This window comes from Pseudonocardia nantongensis (assembly GCF_046546495.1).
Classification (GTDB): Bacteria; Actinomycetota; Actinomycetes; order Mycobacteriales; family Pseudonocardiaceae; genus Pseudonocardia; species Pseudonocardia nantongensis.
Window position 1 is genome coordinate 1 of record NZ_JBKGXT010000036.1, and the last position, 18,679, is coordinate 18,679.

General features: G+C 72.4%; 20 protein-coding genes and 1 pseudogene. 11 read left to right on the forward strand and 10 right to left on the reverse strand.

All coding sequences use genetic code 11. From position 1 onward, the window contains the following. Nucleotides 1-133: 133 nt before the first annotated feature. The 4 genes from tsf to ACLFMI_RS26215 all read left to right on the forward strand — a co-directional run bounded on the left by tsf (nucleotide 134) and on the right by ACLFMI_RS26215 (nucleotide 3,296). Nucleotides 134-964, forward strand: a complete 831-nt coding sequence (gene tsf / locus ACLFMI_RS26200; RefSeq protein ID WP_410950635.1) for a translation elongation factor Ts — start codon at nucleotides 134-136, stop codon at nucleotides 962-964. A gap of 96 nt (nucleotides 965-1,060) precedes the next feature. Then, nucleotides 1,061-1,618, forward strand: coding sequence for a ribosome recycling factor (gene frr, locus ACLFMI_RS26205; protein WP_410950636.1), 558 nt, complete (start codon nucleotides 1,061-1,063; stop codon nucleotides 1,616-1,618). A 101-nt stretch (nucleotides 1,619-1,719) separates the two neighbouring features. Beyond that, a complete protein-coding gene (locus ACLFMI_RS26210; protein WP_410950637.1) occupies nucleotides 1,720-2,547 on the forward strand; it encodes a phosphatidate cytidylyltransferase in 828 nt (275 codons plus the stop codon). Continuing rightward, complete coding sequence (locus tag ACLFMI_RS26215) at nucleotides 2,544-3,296, forward strand: class I SAM-dependent methyltransferase (RefSeq protein ID WP_410950638.1); 753 nt, start codon at nucleotides 2,544-2,546, stop codon at nucleotides 3,294-3,296. Before ACLFMI_RS26210 ends, ACLFMI_RS26215 begins: the two co-directional genes overlap by 4 nt. A 42-nt stretch (nucleotides 3,297-3,338) precedes the next feature. Here ACLFMI_RS26215 and ACLFMI_RS26220 read toward each other — a convergent pair whose 3' ends face one another. Then, complete coding sequence (locus ACLFMI_RS26220) at nucleotides 3,339-3,842, reverse strand: Rieske (2Fe-2S) protein (RefSeq protein ID WP_410950639.1); 504 nt, start codon at nucleotides 3,840-3,842, stop codon at nucleotides 3,339-3,341. Between the two features lie 203 nt (nucleotides 3,843-4,045). Between ACLFMI_RS26220 and ACLFMI_RS26225 the strand changes: the two genes are divergently transcribed. Together ACLFMI_RS26225 and rlmN are read left to right on the forward strand one after the other, a co-directional pair. Continuing rightward, on the forward strand, nucleotides 4,046-4,618 hold the full coding sequence (locus tag ACLFMI_RS26225; protein WP_410950640.1) for a hypothetical protein: 573 nt from the start codon (nucleotides 4,046-4,048) through the stop codon (nucleotides 4,616-4,618). Nucleotides 4,619-4,676: 58 nt separating this feature from the next. Further along, complete coding sequence (gene rlmN, locus ACLFMI_RS26230; RefSeq protein ID WP_410950641.1) at nucleotides 4,677-5,786, forward strand: 23S rRNA (adenine(2503)-C(2))-methyltransferase RlmN; 1,110 nt, start codon at nucleotides 4,677-4,679, stop codon at nucleotides 5,784-5,786. Between the two features lie 35 nt (nucleotides 5,787-5,821). Here the strand turns inward: rlmN and ACLFMI_RS26235 are convergent, their stop codons facing one another. From ACLFMI_RS26235 to ACLFMI_RS26250, 4 genes are read right to left on the reverse strand one after another with little or no spacing between them, the layout of a single operon-like run. After that, entirely contained in the window at nucleotides 5,822-6,952 is a 1,131-nt protein-coding gene (locus tag ACLFMI_RS26235) for an ABC transporter ATP-binding protein (RefSeq protein WP_410950642.1), read from the reverse strand. Between the two features lie 42 nt (nucleotides 6,953-6,994). Then, nucleotides 6,995-7,867 (reverse strand): carbohydrate ABC transporter permease, encoded by an 873-nt coding sequence (locus tag ACLFMI_RS26240; RefSeq protein WP_410950643.1) that lies wholly within the window; start codon nucleotides 7,865-7,867, stop codon nucleotides 6,995-6,997. Then, nucleotides 7,867-8,814 (reverse strand): carbohydrate ABC transporter permease, encoded by a 948-nt coding sequence (locus tag ACLFMI_RS26245; RefSeq protein ID WP_410950644.1) that lies wholly within the window; start codon nucleotides 8,812-8,814, stop codon nucleotides 7,867-7,869. The genes ACLFMI_RS26240 and ACLFMI_RS26245 overlap by 1 nt, the downstream gene beginning before the upstream one ends. Continuing rightward, nucleotides 8,811-10,220: an ABC transporter substrate-binding protein gene (locus ACLFMI_RS26250; RefSeq protein ID WP_410950645.1), complete on the reverse strand. Its 1,410-nt coding sequence runs from the start codon at nucleotides 10,218-10,220 to the stop codon at nucleotides 8,811-8,813. The genes ACLFMI_RS26245 and ACLFMI_RS26250 overlap by 4 nt, the downstream gene beginning before the upstream one ends. A 204-nt stretch (nucleotides 10,221-10,424) precedes the next feature. Here ACLFMI_RS26250 and ACLFMI_RS26255 point away from each other — a divergent pair, with 204 nt between their 5' ends. Continuing rightward, complete coding sequence (locus ACLFMI_RS26255; protein WP_410950646.1) at nucleotides 10,425-11,405, forward strand: LacI family DNA-binding transcriptional regulator; 981 nt, start codon at nucleotides 10,425-10,427, stop codon at nucleotides 11,403-11,405. A 33-nt stretch (nucleotides 11,406-11,438) separates the two neighbouring features. On the opposite strand, the gene ACLFMI_RS26260 is transcribed toward ACLFMI_RS26255, so the two are convergent. Next, nucleotides 11,439-12,329 (reverse strand): type IV toxin-antitoxin system AbiEi family antitoxin domain-containing protein, encoded by an 891-nt coding sequence (locus tag ACLFMI_RS26260; RefSeq protein WP_410950647.1) that lies wholly within the window; start codon nucleotides 12,327-12,329, stop codon nucleotides 11,439-11,441. A 124-nt stretch (nucleotides 12,330-12,453) separates the two neighbouring features. Next, complete coding sequence (locus tag ACLFMI_RS26265) at nucleotides 12,454-13,524, reverse strand: ATP-dependent DNA ligase (protein ID WP_410950648.1); 1,071 nt, start codon at nucleotides 13,522-13,524, stop codon at nucleotides 12,454-12,456. 127 nt (nucleotides 13,525-13,651) lie between these two features. Here ACLFMI_RS26265 and mug point away from each other — a divergent pair, with 127 nt between their 5' ends. After that, nucleotides 13,652-14,224 (forward strand): G/U mismatch-specific DNA glycosylase, encoded by a 573-nt coding sequence (mug, locus tag ACLFMI_RS26270; RefSeq protein ID WP_410950649.1) that lies wholly within the window; start codon nucleotides 13,652-13,654, stop codon nucleotides 14,222-14,224. Nucleotides 14,225-14,282: 58 nt separating this feature from the next. On the opposite strand, the gene ligD is transcribed toward mug, so the two are convergent. Both ligD and ACLFMI_RS26280 read right to left on the reverse strand, forming a co-directional pair. After that, on the reverse strand, nucleotides 14,283-15,254 hold the full coding sequence (gene ligD / locus ACLFMI_RS26275) for a non-homologous end-joining DNA ligase (RefSeq protein ID WP_410950650.1): 972 nt from the start codon (nucleotides 15,252-15,254) through the stop codon (nucleotides 14,283-14,285). Nucleotides 15,255-15,266: 12 nt separating this feature from the next. Continuing rightward, nucleotides 15,267-15,527 carry a DUF2631 domain-containing protein gene (locus ACLFMI_RS26280; RefSeq protein WP_410950651.1) on the reverse strand — a complete coding sequence of 87 codons (261 nt, stop codon included), beginning with the start codon at nucleotides 15,525-15,527 and terminating at the stop codon, nucleotides 15,267-15,269. Nucleotides 15,528-15,604: 77 nt separating this feature from the next. Here ACLFMI_RS26280 and dxr point away from each other — a divergent pair, with 77 nt between their 5' ends. From dxr to ACLFMI_RS26295, 3 genes are read left to right on the forward strand one after another with little or no spacing between them, the layout of a single operon-like run. Beyond that, on the forward strand, nucleotides 15,605-16,750 hold the full coding sequence (gene dxr / locus ACLFMI_RS26285; protein ID WP_410950652.1) for a 1-deoxy-D-xylulose-5-phosphate reductoisomerase: 1,146 nt from the start codon (nucleotides 15,605-15,607) through the stop codon (nucleotides 16,748-16,750). Beyond that, nucleotides 16,747-18,069: a M50 family metallopeptidase gene (locus tag ACLFMI_RS26290; protein WP_410950653.1), complete on the forward strand. Its 1,323-nt coding sequence runs from the start codon at nucleotides 16,747-16,749 to the stop codon at nucleotides 18,067-18,069. Before dxr ends, ACLFMI_RS26290 begins: the two co-directional genes overlap by 4 nt. Then, nucleotides 18,066-18,554: a phosphatase domain-containing protein gene (locus tag ACLFMI_RS26295; RefSeq protein ID WP_410950654.1), complete on the forward strand. Its 489-nt coding sequence runs from the start codon at nucleotides 18,066-18,068 to the stop codon at nucleotides 18,552-18,554. The genes ACLFMI_RS26290 and ACLFMI_RS26295 overlap by 4 nt, the downstream gene beginning before the upstream one ends. Before the next feature lie 23 nt (nucleotides 18,555-18,577). Here the strand turns inward: ACLFMI_RS26295 and ACLFMI_RS26300 are convergent. Beyond that, nucleotides 18,578-18,679: pseudogene (locus ACLFMI_RS26300) on the reverse strand (IS5/IS1182 family transposase); the annotation flags it as partial.

Consider the following 18,679-nt stretch of genomic DNA (forward strand, 5'->3'; position numbering starts at 1 on the left):
CCGGCTCCGCCGCGATCGGCCCCTGGGCCCCGGCGTACACTGGCCGATGCACCACGACTCGTCGTGGTGACTTCGCGCGCCTGCGTGCCCGGTGATCCATTCCCGGCACGACCCAGAGGACGAGAGACACCCGATGGCGAACACAGGGACATCGAACTACAGCGCCGCCGACGTCAAGCGGCTCCGTGAGCTCACCGGCTCCGGGATGATGGACTGCAAGAAGGCGCTCGAGGAGTCCGAGGGCGACCTGGACAAGGCCGTCGAGCTCCTGCGCATCAAGGGTGCGAAGGACGTCGGCAAGCGGGCCGAGCGGGCGACCGCCAACGGCCTGGTCGTCGCCGAGGGCGGGACCATGGTCGAGCTCGACTGCGAGACCGACTTCGTCGCCAAGTCCGACGACTTCATCGCGCTGGCCGAGAAGATCCTCAAGGCCGCCGTCGAGCAGAAGCCGGCCGACCTGGACGCGCTGCGTGAGGCCAAGCTGGACGACAAGACCGTCGGCGAGTCCGTGCAGGACCTGTCCGCCCGGATCGGCGAGAAGTTCGAGCTGAAGCGCTACGCCCACGTCGACGGTTCGACCGCGCTCTACCTGCACAAGCGGGCCACCGACCTGCCCCCGCAGATCGGCGTGCTGCTGTCCTACGAGGGCGGGGACGCCGAGTTCGCCCGTGGCGTGGCGATGCACGTCGCCGCGGCCCGCCCGCAGTACACGACCCGCGAGCAGGTCCCGGCCGACGTCATCGAGAACGAGAAGCGCATCGCCGAGGCGACCGCCCGCGAGGAGGGCAAGCCCGACCAGGTGCTGCCACGCATCGTCGAGGGCCGGGTCAACGGCTTCTACAAGGACGTCGTGCTGCTGGAGCAGGCCTCCGTGCAGGACCCGAAGAAGACCGTCGAGGCCCTGGCCGGCGAGGCCGGCCTGACCGTCAAGGACTTCGTCCGGTTCGAGGTCGGTCAGAACTGATCCGGCTCACCCGCTCCCGGGCGGCGCGGTACGCACCGCCCGGGAGCGGGTGAGAGGATCGCCGAGACAGTGCACGACACCAGGCGGGGAGCAACCGTGATCGAGGAAACCCTCTTCGACGCCGAGGAGAAGATGGAGAAGGCCGTCGCGGTCGCCCGTGACGACCTCACCGGCGTGCGCACCGGCCGGGCCACTCCGAACATGTTCTCCCGAATCGTCGTGGACTACTACGGTGCCGCGACCCCGCTGCAGCAGCTCGCCTCGGTCTCGATCCCGGAGGCCCGGATGGCGGTGATCAAGCCCTACGACGCCAGCCAGCTCAAGGCGATGGAGAAGGCGATCGCCGAGTCCGACCTCGGCGTCAACCCCAGCAACGACGGCCAGATCATCCGCGTGATCATTCCCCAGCTCTCCGAGGAGCGGCGCAAGGACATGGTCAAGGTGGCCCGGAGCAAGGGCGAGGACGCGCGCGTCGTGGTCCGCGGCCTGCGCCGCAAGGCGATGGACGAGCTGCACCGCATCCAGAAGGACGGCGAGGCCGGCGAGGACGAGGTCGGGCGCGCCGAGAAGGAACTGCAGAACGTCACCGACCGCTACGTCGCACAGGTCGACGAGCTGGTCAAGAACAAGGAATCCGAGCTCCTCGAGGTCTGAGCCCGGTGCCCTCCTCGTCCGACGCCGCCGTCCCCGTGACCTCCGACCTGCCCCGATCCGGGCCGGCCGGTGCACCGGCGACGCCGGAGGAGATCCGCCCCGTGACAACCTCCAAACGGGCCCGGCTCGGCCGGAACCTGGCCGCCGCGATCGCCGTCGGCGTCGGGCTCGGTGCGGTCATCCTGCTCAGTCTGCTGATCGTGCCGCAGGGTTTCGTGCTGGTCCTGGCCGCGGTCACCGCGGTCGGCACCTGGGAACTGGCCGGTGCCCTGCGCCGCGGCGCCGACATCCGGGTGGCACTGCCGGTGCTGCTCGCCGGCGGGCAGGCGGTGGTCTGGCTGTCCTGGCCGTTCGGCCTGCACGGCGCCGTGGTCGCGCTCGCCGCCACCGTGCTGGGCTGCCTGCTCTGGCGGATGACGGCCGGCGCCGCGCACTTCGTCCGGGACCTGAGCGCATCGCTGTTCGTGCTGGTCTACGTGCCGCTGCTGGTGGCGTTCGCGGTCCAGCTGACGGTCGCGCCGCAGGGTGTGGGCCGGGTGCTCACCTTCCTGATCTGCGTCATCGCCTCGGACGTCGGTGGCTACGCGGCCGGGGTCGTCGCCGGCAGGCACCCGATGGCTCCCAAGATCAGCCCGAAGAAGTCCTGGGAGGGCTTCGGCGGATCGCTGCTCGCCGGGATGACCGCCGGCGCGGTGTGCGTCGTCGCGTTCTTCGGCCTGCCGTGGTTCGCCGGACTCCTGGTCGGAGCGCTGCTGGTGGCCACCGCGACGCTCGGCGACCTGGTGGAGTCGCTGGTCAAGCGCGACCTCGGGATCAAGGACATGGGCAACCTGCTGCCCGGCCACGGCGGCCTGATGGACCGGCTGGACTCGCTGCTGCCGACGGCGTTCGTGGCCTGGGCGGTGCTCGGCATCCTCCTCCCGGCGTGAGACGCACGTACAGCGGGTTCGGAGGACAACCGAGATCCGGGCCCGCGATCCCCAGCCCGAACATCTGGAACTGGCCGGACGTCTACGAGACCGAGAACACCGCGCAGGACGCCGACGGGGCCCTGTGGGCGGCCCTGGTCGAACAGACCGGCGGCTGGGCCGGCCGGGACGTCGTCGACGTCGGCAGCGGTGACGGGTTCCACCTGCCGCGATTCGCCGCCGAGGCCCGGTCGGTCGTCGGCGTCGAGCCGCACCTGCCACTGGTCGAGCGCGCCCGCACCCGCAGCGCCGGGGACGACCGGATCGTGGCGATGCAGGGCGGCGCCGAGGACTTGCCGCTGCCGGACGCGAGCGCCGACCTCGTGCACGCCCGCACCGCGTACTTCTTCGGTGCGGGCTGCGAGCCCGGTCTCGCCGAGGCCGACCGGGTGCTCCGGCCGGGCGGGATGCTGGCTGTGATCGACCTCGACTTCACCGCGCGGCCCTACGGGAACTGGCTGCGCGCCGACCTGCCACGCTACGACCCGCCCGCGGTCGACCGGTTCTTCGCCCGGCACGGCTTCACGCTCCGCCGGGTCGTCTCCACCTGGCGGTTCGACGACCGCGACGCCCTCGAGGATGTCCTGCGGATCGAGTTCTCGGCGGCCACCGCGCGCCGCGCCATCGACGACGTCCCCGGCCTGACGATCAAGGTCGGCTACCGCGTGCACACCCGGTGGCGCGCCGCCGGGCTCGTCCTGCCGTGGTGAGTGCCCCGTCGAGGCACCGGCGGGCCCGGTGCCGCGGGACGCTCAGGCGAGGGTGACCGAGCCGTCCGCGACGGTGACCGGCCGGGACTGCAACGGCTGCTGGGCCGGGCCCTTGCGCACCGCGCCGTCCAGGCCGAACCGGCTGTCGTGACACGGGCAGATGATCGTGTCGCCCTCGATCGAGCTGACCGAGCAGCCCTGGTGCGTGCAGACCGAGGAGAGCCCGGTGAACTGCCCGGCGGTCGGCTGGGTGACGACGAGCTGCTGGTCGGCGTAGACCTTCCCACCGCCGACCGGCACCTCGGACGCCGGGCCGAGCACGGTGCCCGGTGCGCCGGCCGGGGCGTCCCCGGTCTGCTGCTGGCCGCCACCGTCACCGGTGGTGCCGCCGCCGCAGGCGGCCACCGTGCCGAGTGCCACGGCACCGCTGCCGGCGAGCATCGCGCGCCGGCCGAGGGCGGGCCCGCCCCGGCGCGGCGCGGACGCCTCGTCGGTCGTACCGGCGGCGTCGTCGGGACGGGAGGCGTGCTGCTGGAAGGTCGTCATCGTGCTCCTCGGAGCCGGCCGGACCGGCGGCCCGGCGGGTGGTGGTGGCCGGCGGGGTTCGGGGTCCGGCCGGCGGTCGGGTGTGAGCAGCGTCCCACAGCGCCCCTGCCGCCGCCCTCCCACCTCTCCCGCGCCGGCTGCACGAACGCGGAGGTGGGTGGGGAGCGGGGATGGTGCGCAGCGGGACTCGCTACCGTGGAGGCATGCCGTACACCATGCGCCAGCCTGCGCTCGGGATCCCGGCGCCCAGCTTGGAGATCGTCCTCGGTCTCCTGGCCTGGACGGTCGGGGCGGCCGGGCTGGCCAGCGGGTTCGGCACCGTCCTGGTCGCGCTCGGCCTGTTCCTCACCGCCTACCTGTGGATCGTGCGGCGGCGGAACCGGACGCTGGCCGTGACGCTGCACCCCGAGCGCAAGCGCCGGATGCAGCGGCTGATCCTGATCGGCGTCGTCGGGATCGTGCTGCTGCCCTCGATCCTCGCCCTGGTCGGCTACGGCGAGCTGTCCACCGCGGTGTCCGCCGCCCTGGTCGCGGTCCTGCTGATCATGGCGTCGACGGTGCTGGAGGAGCGCAGCCTGGTCGCGGTCGGCGGGGTGGTCCTGGTGATCGCCGCGCTCGGCGCATTCCTGGCGCTCAACTCGGCCGGCACCGGCGGTTCGCAGCCGGTGATCGGGCTCGGCGCCGGGCTCGTCCTGTGGGTGGCGGCGCTGCGCCGGCTCGGCATCCTCGACGACGTGGCACGGCGGCACAACGTCCGCCTCCCGCGCGTGCGGTAGGCGTCACCGGACCGGGCCGCCGGACCCGGTCCGACCTGCTGGCACACTGGTGGGCGTCATGTCCAGCCTTCCGCTCGTCTTCGACGCACCCCGCCGCGGCACCCCGCCGCGCCATCTCGCCGACCTCGACCCGGCAGCCCGGGCCGCGACCGCGTCCGAGCTCGGGGTGCCGAAGTTCCGGCTCGACCAGCTGGCCCGGCACTACTTCGGCCGGTTCACCGCCGATGTCGAGGCGATGACCGACCTGTCCTCCGACGTCCGGGAGAAGGTCGGCACCCTGCTGCCGCCGCTGGTCACCCCGCTGACCGAGAAGGCCTGTGACGGCGGCGCCACCCGCAAGACGCTCTGGCGCGGCCACGACGGGGTGCTCGCCGAGTCGGTGCTCATGCGGTACCCGGACCGGGCGACCGTCTGCATCTCCAGCCAGGCCGGCTGCGGGATGGCGTGCCCGTTCTGCGCGACCGGCCAGGGCGGCCTGCAGCGGAACATGTCCACCGGTGAGATCGTCGACCAGGTCCGGCAGGCCGCCGCGGCGGCCCGGGACGGCGCCCTGGACGAGCCCGCCCGGCTGTCCAACGTCGTGTTCATGGGCATGGGTGAGCCGCTGGCCAACTACAAGCGGGTCGTCGCGGCCGTCCGCCGGATCACCGAGCCGGCCCCGAACGGGCTGGGCATCTCGGCCCGCGGCGTCACGGTGTCCACGGTCGGGCTGGTCCCGGCGATCGACCGGCTGCGCGAGGAGGGCCTCCCGGTCACACTGGCCATCTCGCTGCACACCCCGGACGACGAGCTGCGGGACACCCTGGTCCCGGTCAACAACCGGTGGAAGGTCACCGAGGTCCTCGACGCCGGTCGTCGCTACGCCACCACGACCGGCCGCCGGATCTCGATCGAGTACGCGCTGATCCGGGACGTCAACGACCAGCCGTGGCGGGCGGACCTGCTCGGGACGCTGTTGCGGCAGCGGATCGGCACCTCCCGGGTGCACGTCAACCTGATCCCGCTGAACCCGACCCCGGGCAGCGAGTGGGACGCCTCGCCCAAGCCGGTCGAGGAGGAGTTCGTGCGACGGGTGCGGGCCACCGGCGTCGCCTGCACCGTCCGGGACACCCGCGGCCAGGAGATCGACGCCGCCTGCGGCCAACTGGCCGCCTCCCACCCGGGCTGACCCCGACTCTCCCCTCCACAACGCGAGGGTGGGGGTCAGATGCGGTCGCCGGTGTCGGGGTGGAACAGGTGCAGGCCCTCGGTCGACGGCGTCAGGGTCACCCGGTCCCCGCGCCGCGCCCCGGACCGGCCGCCGGTCCGCACGACCACCGACGACGACTGGCCCCCGCCGCCGATCAGCGCGCTGGTGTCGGACAGGTCGGCGGCCGAGTCGGCCAGCGTGCCGTAGAGGAAGGCGTCGCTGCCGAGCTCCTCGACGACGTCCACCCGGGTCGGGATGCCCTCCCCGCCGTCCGGGCCGACGGTCCACTGCTCGGGCCGGATGCCCACCGTCAGCGTCGTGAGCTGCTCGGCACCGACCTTCGCCCGCACGTCCCGCGCCAGCGCGACCTCCCGGCCGGCCAGGGTCACCCCCCGCTCGGTGACGGGTACCGTGAACAGGTTCATCGACGGCGAGCCGATGAACCCGGCGACGAACGCGTTCCGCGGACGGTCGTAGAGGTCGGCGGGGGTGTCGAACTGTTGCAGCTTCCCGTCGGCGAGCAACGCGACCCGGTCGCCCATGGTCATCGCCTCGACCTGGTCGTGCGTGACGTAGACCGTGGTGACCCCGAGCCGGCGCTGCAGCGCGGCGATCTCGGTGCGGGTGGAGACCCGCATCTTGGCGTCCAGGTTGGACAGCGGCTCGTCCATGAGGAACACCCGCGGCTCGCGCACGATCGCGCGGCCCATCGCGACCCGCTGCCGCTGCCCGCCGGACAGCGCCCGCGGCTTGCGGTCCAGGTAGTCGCCGAGCCCGAGGATCCCCGCGGCCTCGCGGACCCTCTCGGTCCGCGCCGACTTCTCGACCCCCGCCATCTTCAGCGGGAACGCCATGTTCTCGCCGACGGTCTTGTTCGGGTAGAGCGCGTAGTTCTGGAACACCATCGCGATGTCGCGGTCCCGGGAGGCCACCCCGACCATGTTCTCGCCGTCGATCCGGATGGAGCCCTCGTCGATGTCCTCCAGCCCGGCGAGCATCCGCAACGCGGTGGACTTGCCGGAGCCGGACGGCCCGACGAGCACGACGAACTCGCCGTCGGAGACGGTCAGGTCCAACCGCTCGACGGCGGGCTTCGCCCCCGGGGTGTAGATCCGGCTCGCCTGGTCGAACACCACGTCAGCCACGGCGGGCCCCCATTCGCATCGAGAAGAAGTTCACGTGACGGCTCACTTGACGGCGCCGAAGGACAGGCCCTGGACCAGCTTGTTCTGGGCGATCCAGCCGGCGATGACGACCGGCAGCGCGGCCACCGTCGCGGCGGCGCACAGGCTGGCGAAGTACAGGCCCTCGGAGGTGATGAACCCGACCAGGTACACCGGGACGGTCGCGGCCCGGGACGCGGTCAGGTTCACCGCGAAGAAGAACTCGTTCCAGCTGAAGATCATGCAGATCAGCGCGGTCGCGGCCAGGCCGGGCGAGATGATCGGCAGCACGACCTCGCGCAGCGACCGGGCCAGCGACGCGCCGTCCATGCTCGCCGCCTCCAGCAGTTCGCGCGGCACCTCCAGGAAGAACGAGCGCATCATCCACACCGCGATCGGCAGGTTCATCGCGGTGTAGAGGACGATCAGCGTCCAGATGTTGTCCAGCGCGCCCATGTAGTTCACGACGACGTAGATCGGCACGATCGCCGCGACGACCGGCAGCATCTTGGTCGAGATGAAGAAGAACAGGACGTCCTGGGTCCGCTTGACCGGGCGCAGGCTCAGCGCGAACGCGGCCGGCGTGCCCAGCAGGAGCACCAGCAGCGTCGAGACGACGGTCGCGAACAGCGAGTTCAGCAGGTACGGCCCGACCCCGCCGGAGAACACCTCGGCGAACCGGTCCAGGGTCGGGGTGAAGAACAGCGTCGGCGGGTCGGTGTAGGCGTCCGCCTCCTGCTTGAACGCGGTCAGCACCATCCAGAACACCGGGAAGAAGAACCCGATCCCGACGATCCAGGCCAGCGCCGACAGCAGCACCCCGCTGCCGCGCCCCTTCGGCTTCGGCCGGGCGGGTGCCGGAGCGGTGCCCTCGGCGGTGTCGGTAGCGGCGGTCATCACGCCTCCTCGGCGGCGGAGAAGCTGCGGAAGATCAGGCGCAGGGCCAGCGTCGCGACGATGATCGTCGCCACCACGGTCACCACGCCCATCGCGGCGGACTGGCCGATGTCGAAGCCCAGGAAGGCCCGCTGGTAGATGTAGAACGGCAGGTTCGCCGACGCCGTCCCCGGGCCGCCCTGGGTCATCATGTAGATCGTGTCGAAGGTGTTCACCAGGTAGATCGCGCCGAGCACCACGCCCAGCTCGATGAACCGGCGCAGGTGCGGCAGGGTCACCTCACGGAACACCGCGAACCCGCTCGCGCCGTCCATCCGGGCGGCCTCCAGGATCTCCTCGGGCTGCGAGCCGAGCCCGGCCAGGATCAGCAGCATCATGAACGGCGTCCACTGCCAGACCAGCGCGACGATCACCGCGGCCCGCGGGAACGTCGAGACCCAGTCGGTCTGCCCGGCGCCGAGCGGCCCGAGCACGAAGTTGACCAGGCCGTAGGTCGGGTCGAACAGCACCGTCTTCCAGAGCAGCGCGCCGGCCACCGGGGTGATCAGGAACGGCGTGATGATCAGGGTCCGGACGATGCCGCGGCCGATGAAAGCCCGGTTCAGCAGCAGCGCGATCGCCAGCCCGAGGATCATCGCGATGAACACCGCGCCCAGGGTGAGGATCACCGAGTTCAGCGCGACGCCGCGGAACTGCGAGTCGGTGAAGACCGCTGCGTAGTTCTCCAGCCCGACGAACTGCTGGCTGCCCGGCCGCACCAGGTTCCAGGACTGCAGCGAGTACCAGATGGTGATCAGGAACGGCAGCTGCGTGACGATGATCGTGAAGACCAGTGCCGGGAGCAGCGGGGCCCGCCGGATCCAGCCGTCCTTCCTCGATCCCGGGCCGGTGGCCGGTCGGGCGGGCGCCTTCTCGACCCGCTCGGTGGTGCCGGTCGCCGCACTCACTGGCCCGCCCCTTCCTGCTGGTAGCTCTCGCCGACGGTCGCGGCGTACCGCTGCGCCTGTTCGAGGGCCTCGTCGACGGACTGCTGGCCGGCGATCGCGGCGGAGATCTGCTGGCTGACCCGGGTGCCGAGGTCCTGGAACTCGGGGATCCCGACGAACTGCAGGCCCCGGTAGGGGACCGGGTCACGGGTCGGGTTCGCCTGGTCGGCGGCGTTGATCGCGGCCTGGGTCTGCGGTGCGTAGGCCTTCGACGCCTCGGCGTACTCCGGGATCCGGTAGGTCGACTGCCGGGCACCGGGCGGGACCGAGGTCCAGCCGAGCTCCTCGCCGACCATCCGCTGGTAGGGCTTCGAGGTCATCCAGGACAGGAAGCGCCAGGTGGCGTCGACCTGCTCGGGGCCCTTCTCGGCGGTCGTGCGCGGGATGGCCAGCGCCCACGAGTAGAGCCACCCCGAGGGGCGTCCGCCGGGACCGACCGGGGCCGGCGCGTACCCGACGTCGCCGACGACGCGGGACTCCTCGGGGTTCTCCAGCAGCCCGGCGGCGACGGTGGCGTCGAACCACATGGCGGTGTTGCCCTGGCTGAACTGGGTGCCGCACTCGGAGAACCCGGAACCGGCGGCGCCGGCCTGGCCGTCCCGGCGCACCAGGTCGACGTAGAAGTTCACCGCATCCCGGAACTCGGGCGACTGCAGCTGGGCGTTCCACTGCGGGTCGTACCAGCGCCCGCCGAAGGAGTTGACCATCGCGCCCACAGGGGCCATGACCTCGCCCCAGCCCGGCTTGCCGCGCAGGCAGATGCCGGCCCGGTTCTGCGACCGGTCGGTGAGCCGGTCCGCGAACCCGGCGACCTGCTCCCAGGTGGGCTGGGCCGGCATGGTCAGCCCGGCCTGGGCGAACAGGCTCTTGCGATACATCAGGAAGGCGGACTCGCCGTAGAACGGCGTCGAGTACATGTGCCCGTCCGGACCGGACAGCGCCTCCCGGATGCTCGGGGTGAAGTCGGCGGGGTCGTACCCGGGGGTGCGGGCCATCAGCGGGTCGAGGTCGACCAGCCAGCCGTTCGCCGCCCACTGCGGGGTCTCGTAGTTGCTGATCATGACGGCGTCGAACTCGTCGCCGCCGGTCGCCACCGAGGCGGTGATCTTCGCCCGGGCCTCGTTCTCGGAGAGGCTCACGAAGCGCAGCTTGATGTCCGGGTTCTCCGCCTCGAACCTCGGGCTCAGCTCGATCGCGTCCTCCATCTGCGGGTTGGACACGATCGCGATCGTCACGATCCGGGCGCCCTCGGGCAGGCCCAGCGTGCCGGCGCCGGCACAGCCGGAGACCACCAGCGCGACGACGGCGAGCAGCGCGGCGACGACGGCGGGCCGGCGTCGCCGATGGGGCACGGTCCCAGGGATCACGTCGGCAGGCTCCGTTCGGCTCGGCCGTCTTGCACGGCGCGCTCCTCGTCGTCGAGGCTTCGACCCGATGTGATGTTGCACACGCCCGATCGGTTGACGCGGTGTACGGTATGCGTCAAGTAACCGCTTGCGCAACCGCTTGCCCGTACCTGCGTCCGAGCCGTGACCGAGCTGTGAGCCCGCGGGAGGTGCCCGATCACGACCATGGCCGAGGTGGCCCGGCTGGCCGGGGTGTCCACCGCAACCGTCTCGCACGTCCTCAACGGCACCCGCCCGGTCCGGGAGAGCACCCGCCGTCAGGTGCTCGCGGCCATGGCGCAGGTCGACTACACGCCGAACGCGGCCGCCCGGTCGCTGGCCACCGCGCGCACCCACACCCTCGGGCTGGCGCTGTCGGCGATCTCGAACCCGTACTTCGGCGAGCTGCTGCACGCGGTGGAGGAGGAGGCCGCGTCGGCCGGCTACACCCTGCTGCTCGCCGACCCGCACGACGATCCCGCCTACGAGGCGACCGCGGTCGCCCGGCTGCGGAGCCGGGTGGACGGGGTGCTGCTCGCGCCGTCGGCGGACGCCGGTGCCACGCTCGCCGCGCTCGCCGCCCAGCGGGTACCGACGGTGCTGCTCGACCGGATGCTCGGCGGCGTGCACGACGAGATCGGCACGGAGAACGTCGAGCCGGTCGTCTCGCTCGTCGAGCACCTTGCCGCGGCCGGGCACACCCGGATCGGGTTCGTGGCCGGGCACGCCGGGCTGACCACCACCGTGGAGCGGCTCGAGGGGTACCGGGCCGGGCTGCGGCGCGCCGGGCTCGACTACGTCCTCGTGGTGGAGGGCCGGTCGGAGACCGAACCCGCCAGGGTCGCGGTCCGCGAGCTGCTCGCCCGCCCGGACCGGCCGGCCGCGCTGATCACCGCCAACAACGCGATGACGATCGGCGCGGTCCACGCCGTCTACGACGCCGGCCTGCGGATCCCCGGCGACGTCGCGCTGGCCGCGTTCGACGACTTCCCGTGGGCCGACGCGTTCAGCCCGCGGCTGACCGTCGTCGACCAGCCCTTCGCCGACATCGGCCGGGAGGCGGTGCGGCTGCTGCTGCGCCGGATGGCCGACCCGGACGCCGAACCCCGCTCGGTCCGGCTGCCGGCCCGGTTCGTGCACCGGGACTCGTGTGGCTGCCGGCCGTGATCGCCGTTCCGGGAGCCGAACCGACCCGATGGGTCACCCGCGCTCCCGGGACGACGATCTCGCCAGTGCGGCACGGATCCGTCGCAGGGTCTCCGCCGGGTGGTCCCGGATGTCCTGCCAGGTGAAGCGCAGCACCGTCCAACCGGCTTCGACCAGCCTGTTCTGTTTGCGGCGATCGCGCCGGAAACGGTCGGGGCCGGAGTGGAAGGCCCAGCCGTCCACCTCGACGGCGAGCCGGACGGCGGGGAACGCCACGTCGATGAACCAGGGACCGAACGGCAGCCCGCGCACCCAACCGTCGATGCCGGCCCTGCGCAGGTGACCGATCAGGCGTCGCTCGGCGCGCGAGTCGGCTCGGTCCGCGGCCTCCACGACGAGCGCGTACGCCCGCGGCGCCCCGGCTGCGCCGACGTAGCGGGTGTAGGCGGCGTAGACCTCGTCGAGGGCGAGTCCCTGCTGCAGGACGCGGTCGAGGAACGCCGCGCCGTCGGGCAGCACGATCGCGGACTCCAGCGCGGTGAGTCCGCGCGCCGTGCATCCGATCCCGTTGTGCACGAGCCGGTCCGGTGCATCCAGGTCGCGTCGCCGGAGCCGGATCCCCGCCGGTGCGCGACGGCGGCTCGAATGCGGGACCGTGAGGCCGACCGGTGCGGTCGTGCCGGGGAGCCGCGACAGCATGCCGAGCACGAACGCGGCGGCGGGCCCGTCCAGCAGACCGTTCGGCCGAGCCCACAGCGATGCCGCGACGACGCGTGCCCTGACGGTCCACGGGTGCGCCGCCGACCGGTACACACCGGGGAACACCTCGATCAGCGACCCGCGCGCGACCCGGCCGCGCAGCGCCCGCGGGCTGACCCCGCAGGAGCGGGCTTGGTCCCGGGAGAACACGCCGTTCTGCCGTCGCAGGAGGTCGTCGATCCGCACCCGGGCACTCTGCGCGGGCGCCGGCGCTGCCGGGCCCGGATCGGCAGGGCCGACGCAGTCGCGAAGATCGCTGTCACCGGAGCGGACGTGACCCGTCCGGTCGGTTCTGCTCCACAGACGGCGATCACCCCCGCCCGGCCAGCACCTCGGACAGGTTGAAGCCCACGGGCCGTTCCAGCTGCTCGTAGGTGCACGAGGACGGGTCGCGGTCGGGACGCCAGCGCACGAACTGGGTGGTGTGCCGGAAGCGGTCGCCCTCCATGTAGTCGTAGCGGACCTCGACGACCCGCTCCGGGCGCAGCGGCACGAACGAGAGGTCCTTGCCCGCGTTCCACCGGCTGGTCTCGGACTTGCGTGGGGTGCGCTCGCCGTCGAGCTGCTTCGCCCACGCCCATGGATGGTCGTCGAAGTCGGTGACCAGCGGCTGGAGCTCGGCCATCAGCTCGCGCCTGCGGGCCATCGGGAACGCCCCGACGACGCCGACCGACACCAGCACCCCGCGGGAATCGTGCAGTCCGAGCAGCAGCGACCCGACGGCGTCCGGCCCGGACTTGTGCACCCGGTACCCGGCGAGCACGCAGTCCACCGTGCGCTCGTGCTTGATCTTGGTCATGACCCGCTTGTCCGGCTGGTAGCCCCCCGCCGGGTCCTTGGCGATCAGGCCGTCCAGCCCGGCGCCCTCGAACCGTTCGAACCAGCGCCGCGCGGTCTCCACGTCGGAGGTGATCGGGGTGAGGTGCACCGGCGGAACGGCGTCGGCGAGTGCGGTCTCCAGGCGCTCGCGGCGCTCGGCGAACGGGCGCCCGGTCAGATCCTCGTCGTCCAGGGCGAGCAGGTCGAACGCCACGAACGACGCCGGTGTCTCGGTCGAGAGCAGTCTCACCCGGCTGGCGGCGGGGTGGATCCGCTGCTGCAGCGCCTCGAAGTCGAGGGTGTTGCGGGTGGTGTCCGCGACGACGATCTCGCCGTCGATCACCGCCCGCTGCGGGAAGTTCGCTGTGACCGCCTCGACGACCTCGGGGAAGTAGCGGGTCATCGGGCGCTCGTTGCGGGAACCGATCTCGACCTCGTCGCCGTCCCGGAAGACGATCGAGCGGAAGCCGTCCCACTTGGGCTCGTAGCGTCGTCCGTCCGGGATGGACGGCGCGGGCTTGGCCAGCATCGGCTTCACCGGGGGCATCACGGGCAGGTCCACGGCGGGAAGTCTCCTCTCGGCGGGCGGTGCGGGCATCCCTGCTCGCCCGTACGGGGTGGACCGGCCGGGCCGCCGGCACTGATCGGCCGGGGTGCCCGGCGCCGGGCGCCGTGGTCGGATGACGACCGTGGGACGCCTGCCGGATCGCGACGAGCTGGAACGGGCCCGGGACCGGACGCTGCGGGACGTGCTGCCGGCGCCGGGCGACCCGGCCCTGCGGGTGCTGTTCTGCGGGATCAACCCCGGCCTGGTGTCGGCGGCGACCGGGCACCATTTCGCGCGTCCCGGCAACCGGTTCTGGCCGGTGCTGCACGAGGCGGGGTTCACCCCGCGGCTGCTCACCCCGGACGAGCAGGGTGAGCTCGCGCGGCTCGGCCTGGGTCTCACGAACATGGCGCCACGGGCGACCGCGCGGGCCGACGAGCTCACCGACGACGAGCTGGTCGCCGGCGGGCAGCGGCTGCGTGACCTGGTCGCGGAGCGCCGTCCGGACCGGCTGGCGGTGGTCGGGATCGGCGCCTACCGGACCGCGTTCGGCCGGCTGGCCGCCGTGGTGGGGGAGCAGGACCACCGGCTCGGCGACACCCGGATCTGGGTGCTGCCCAACCCGTCCGGGCTCAACGCGCACTGGTCACGGGCGGCGATGGTCGCCGAGTTCGCCCGGCTGCGGGAGGCAGCGGGCGCCGACCCGACGCGATGATCGTCGCCCGGGTGCTGATCGGTGCCACGGTTGGCACCGATCGACACCCAGAGGACGATCACGCCTGGTCGAGGTCCGGCAGGTCCGGGGGCGGGGCGCCGTCGCGGGCATCCCGGTCGGCCCACTCCAGCAGCGGCTCGATGGCGAACACCGCCTCGTCGATGCCGGCGTGCAGGTCGCCGAGGTCGCGGTAGCGGGCCGGCATCGTGGCGATCGTGAAGTCCCCGGGCTCGCAGCCGTCGATCTCGTCCCAGCGCACCGGGGCCGAGACCCGGGCGTCCGGGGTGCCGCGCACCGAGTAGGCGCAGGCGATCGTGTGGTCGCGGGCGTTCTGGTTGTAGTCGACGAAGATCTTCGACGGGTCCCGGTCCTTGCGCCACCAGGACAGGTCCACCCGGTCGCAACGACGGCCGACCTCGCGGGCGAACGCGTGCGCGGCCCTGCGGACTCCCGTGAACCCGTGGTCGGGCGGGATCCGCACGTAGACGTGCAGCCCGGACCCGCCGGAGGTCTTCGGGAACCCGGTCGCGCCCAGCTCGTCGAGTACCTCGTGCACGACGCCGGCCACCCGCTGCACGTCGGCCCACGACGCGTCCGGCATCGGGTCGAGGTCGATCCGCCACTCGTCCGGGGACTCGACGTCGGCGGCCCGGGAGTTCCAGGGGTGGAACTCCACGGTGGACATCTGCACCGCCCAGACGACGTCGGCGAGACGGCCCACGCACAGCTCGTCGGCGGTGCGGTTCCACCGCGGGAAGTGCACCCGCACCGTTCGGACCCAGTCCGGGGCGCCGCGCGGCAGCCGCTTCTGGTGCACCTTCTCACCCGTGACGCCGGTGGGGAACCGGTGCAGCATGCACGGCCGGTCGCGCAGCGCGCGCACGATCCCGTCGCCGACGGTCTCGTAGTAGCGGGCCAGGTCGAGCTTGGTCTCGCCGCGGGCCGGGAAGTAGACGCGGTCCGGGCTGGACAGCCGCACGGTGCGATCACCGATCGTCAGCTCGATCGGCTCACCCGCGCCGGCGGCCATCGGACCCGGGGGTCAGCGCCGCCAGCTGCGCCGGGAGCGGAACGCCAGGTAGCCGACACCGGCGAAGCAGGCCAGCGCGGGCACCGCCATGTAGAGGATCTCGGTCCAGCTGGCCGAGTGCCCGATCAGGAACAGCAGCAGCACGATGCCGGTGGTGACGCCGGCGATCCTGATGCCCTTCGGGAAATGCGCGTGCCAACCCCAGTCGACCGACGGCTCCTCGGCCGGGTCCACGCCCGACCGGACCGCCACCTCGCGCGAGTTGCTCGCCACGTGCTTCCTCCCGATCCGTCCCTGCTGCGATCGGGGTCATCGTCGCACAGGTCGGGGACGGAGGATGATGGGCGGTGATGAAGTCACTCGTCGTGTTGGGCAGCACGGGCTCGATCGGTACCCAGGCCCTCGATGTGATCACGAAGGCGGGCGGGTTCACGGTGTCCGGGCTGGCCGCGGGCGGGTCGGACACCGAGCTGCTCGCCCGGCAGGTCCGCGAGCACCGGGTGCCGCGGGTCGCGGTACCGGACCCGGGGAAGGCGGCCGCGCTGCGAGCCGCGCTCCCGGGCGTCGAGGTGCTCGGCGGCCCGGACGCCGCGGCGGACCTGGTCACCGCGTGCGGCGCGGACATCGTGCTCAACGGGATCACCGGGTCACGGGGCCTGCGCCCCACCCTGGCCGCGCTCGCGACCGGTGCCCGGCTGGCGCTTGCGAACAAGGAGTCGCTGGTCGCGGGCGGTCCGCTGGTGCTCGCCGCGGCCGCGCCCGGGCAGATCGTGCCGGTGGACTCGGAGCACTCGGCGCTCGCGCAGTGCCTGCGCGGCGGGCGCGCCGAGGAGGTGGACCGGCTGGTGCTGACGGCGTCCGGCGGGCCGTTCCGCGGCCGCTCGCGCGCCGACCTGGCCGGCGTCACCGTGGAGCAGGCGCTCGAGCACCCCACCTGGGCCATGGGGCCGGTCATCACGATCAACTCGGCGACGCTGGTGAACAAGGGGCTCGAGGTGATCGAGGCGCACCTGCTGTTCGGCGTCCCCTACGAGCGGATCGACGTCACCGTGCACCCGCAGTCGATCGTGCACTCGATGGTCACCTTCGCCGACGGCTCGACGATCGCCCAGGCGTCCCCCCCGGACATGCGGCTGCCGATCGCACTCGCGCTGGGCTGGCCGGACCGTCTCGCCGGCGCGTCGAATCCCTGCGACTTCGCCGAAGCGCAGAGCTGGACCTTCGAACCTCTCGACGACGACGCGTTCCCCGGCGTCCGGCTCGCCCGCGCCGCGGGGGAGCGGGGCGGCTGCATGCCGGCCGTGCTGAACGCGGCGAACGAGGAGCTGGTCGAGGCGTTCGTGGCGGGCGCGATCGGCTACACCGGGATCACCGACCTGCTGGAGGGTGTGCTGGAGTCGGCAGGAGACTGGACCGGCGACCCGGCTACCGTGGCGGACGTGCTGGCGGCCGAGGAGTGGGCCCGCGCCCACGCGCGGGAGAAGGCGGGCTCATGACCATTCTCTGGACGATCGTCGGGATCGCGATCTTCTTCGTCGGTCTGCTGGTCTCGATCGCGTGGCACGAGCTGGGCCACTTCGCGACGGCCCGCTGGTTCGGGATCAAGGTCCCGGAGTTCATGGTCGGCTTCGGGCGCACGATCTGGTCGCGCAAGCGCGGCGAGACCGAGTACGGGATCAAGGCGGTGCCGCTCGGCGGCTACGTCCGGATGATCGGGATGCTGCCCCCGGCCCCGGGTACCGGCCGGCTCGGGCGCAGCAGGCGGACCGGGCCGTTCCAGGGTCTGATGGACGACGCCCGGGCGCAGTCGCAGGCCGACGTCCTGCCGCAGGACGCGGACCGGCAGTTCTGGACCCGGTCGCCCTGGAAGCGGATCATCGTCATGTTCGCCGGGCCGTTCATGAACCTGATCCTGGCGATCGGGCTGTTCGCCATGGTGCTGATGGGCATCGGGCTGCCCACCGCGAAAACGCAGGTCGCCGCGCTCGAGGAGTGCGTGCTCCCGGCCGTGGCCGTGCAGGACGGCGCTCCCGAGCAATGCCCGGCCGGTGCCCCGCAGGCCCCCGCGCTGGCCGCGGGGATGCAGCCCGACGACCGGATCGTCTCGGTTGCCGGCCAGGAGTTCGGTGCCGAGGACGGCCCGGCGCTGCAGCAGGCGATCCGGGCCTCCTCGGGCCCGACCCCGATCGTCGTCGAGCGGGACGGGCAGCGGATCCCGCTGGACGTGAACGTCATCGACAACACGCTGGCCGAGTTCGGCACGAACGACCCGGCCCGCACCGTCACCGCGGGCTACCTCGGCGTCCAGCTCGACATCGGGTACGTCCCGGTGGGTCCGGGTGCGGTCGTCGAGCAGATGGGCACGATGATCAGCGGCACGGCCGAGGCGATCACCCAGATCCCGTCCCGGATGCCGGCGCTGTTCGGCGCGGCATTCCTCGGGGAGGAGCGGGAGGACGGCAGCCCGATGGGGGTGGTCGGGGTCTCCCGGATCGGCGGCGAGATCCTGGCCCAGCAGGACGTCCCCTGGCAGCAGGACGTGGCGATGTTCCTCAACATGCTGGCCGCGGTGAACATCTCGCTGTTCCTGCTGAACCTGCTGCCGATCCCGCCGCTGGACGGTGGTCAGATCGTCCCGGCGATCTGGGAGTCGCTCAAACGGAACACCGCGCGGGCGTTCGGCAGACCCGACCCGGGACCGGTCGACGCGGCGAAACTGCTGCCGTTCGCGTACGTCTTCGTGATGGCGTTCCTGGCCTTCTTCGTCGTGGTGACCGTCGCCGACATCGTCAACCCGGTCCGGCTGTTCGGGTGAGGGTGGCGGACGGCACCCGCCCGCTCGCGGTCTTCGACATCGACGGCGTCCTCGCCGACGTGTCGCACCGGCTGCACTTCCTCGACGTGCACCGCTGGGAGAAGTTCTTCGCCGCCGCGCACGCCGATCCGCTGCTCGACGAGGGCGCCGAGCGGCTGCGCGCGGCACAGGACGCGTGCGACGTCGTCTACCTGACCGGGCGCCCGGAGCGGAACCGGCGGCTCACCGAGAGCTGGCTCGCCGAGTGCGGCCTGCCCACCGGACCGCTGTTCATGCGTCCCGACGACGACCACCGGCCCGCCCGCCACGTCAAGCGCGAGGTGCTGCGCGGCCTGGCCCGGCAGCGCGAGATCGCGATGATCCTCGACGACGACCCGGCCGTCGTCCGGACCCTGGAGGCCGACGGCTGGCCGGTCGAGCTGGCCACCTGGCTGCCGCACTCGTCGACGCTGCAGGACGCGCAGGAGAACCAGGGGCGGACTTAGAGCGTGTTGTGAAACCTCGTGAGTCAGTTCTCGAGGTCTTCTGCTAGCCGGCGGGCAGCTTCCTTCTCGACGTCGCTTCGAGGCTCGGGGAGCTGCTCGCCAGCCAGCCGGGCGGACATGAGCCG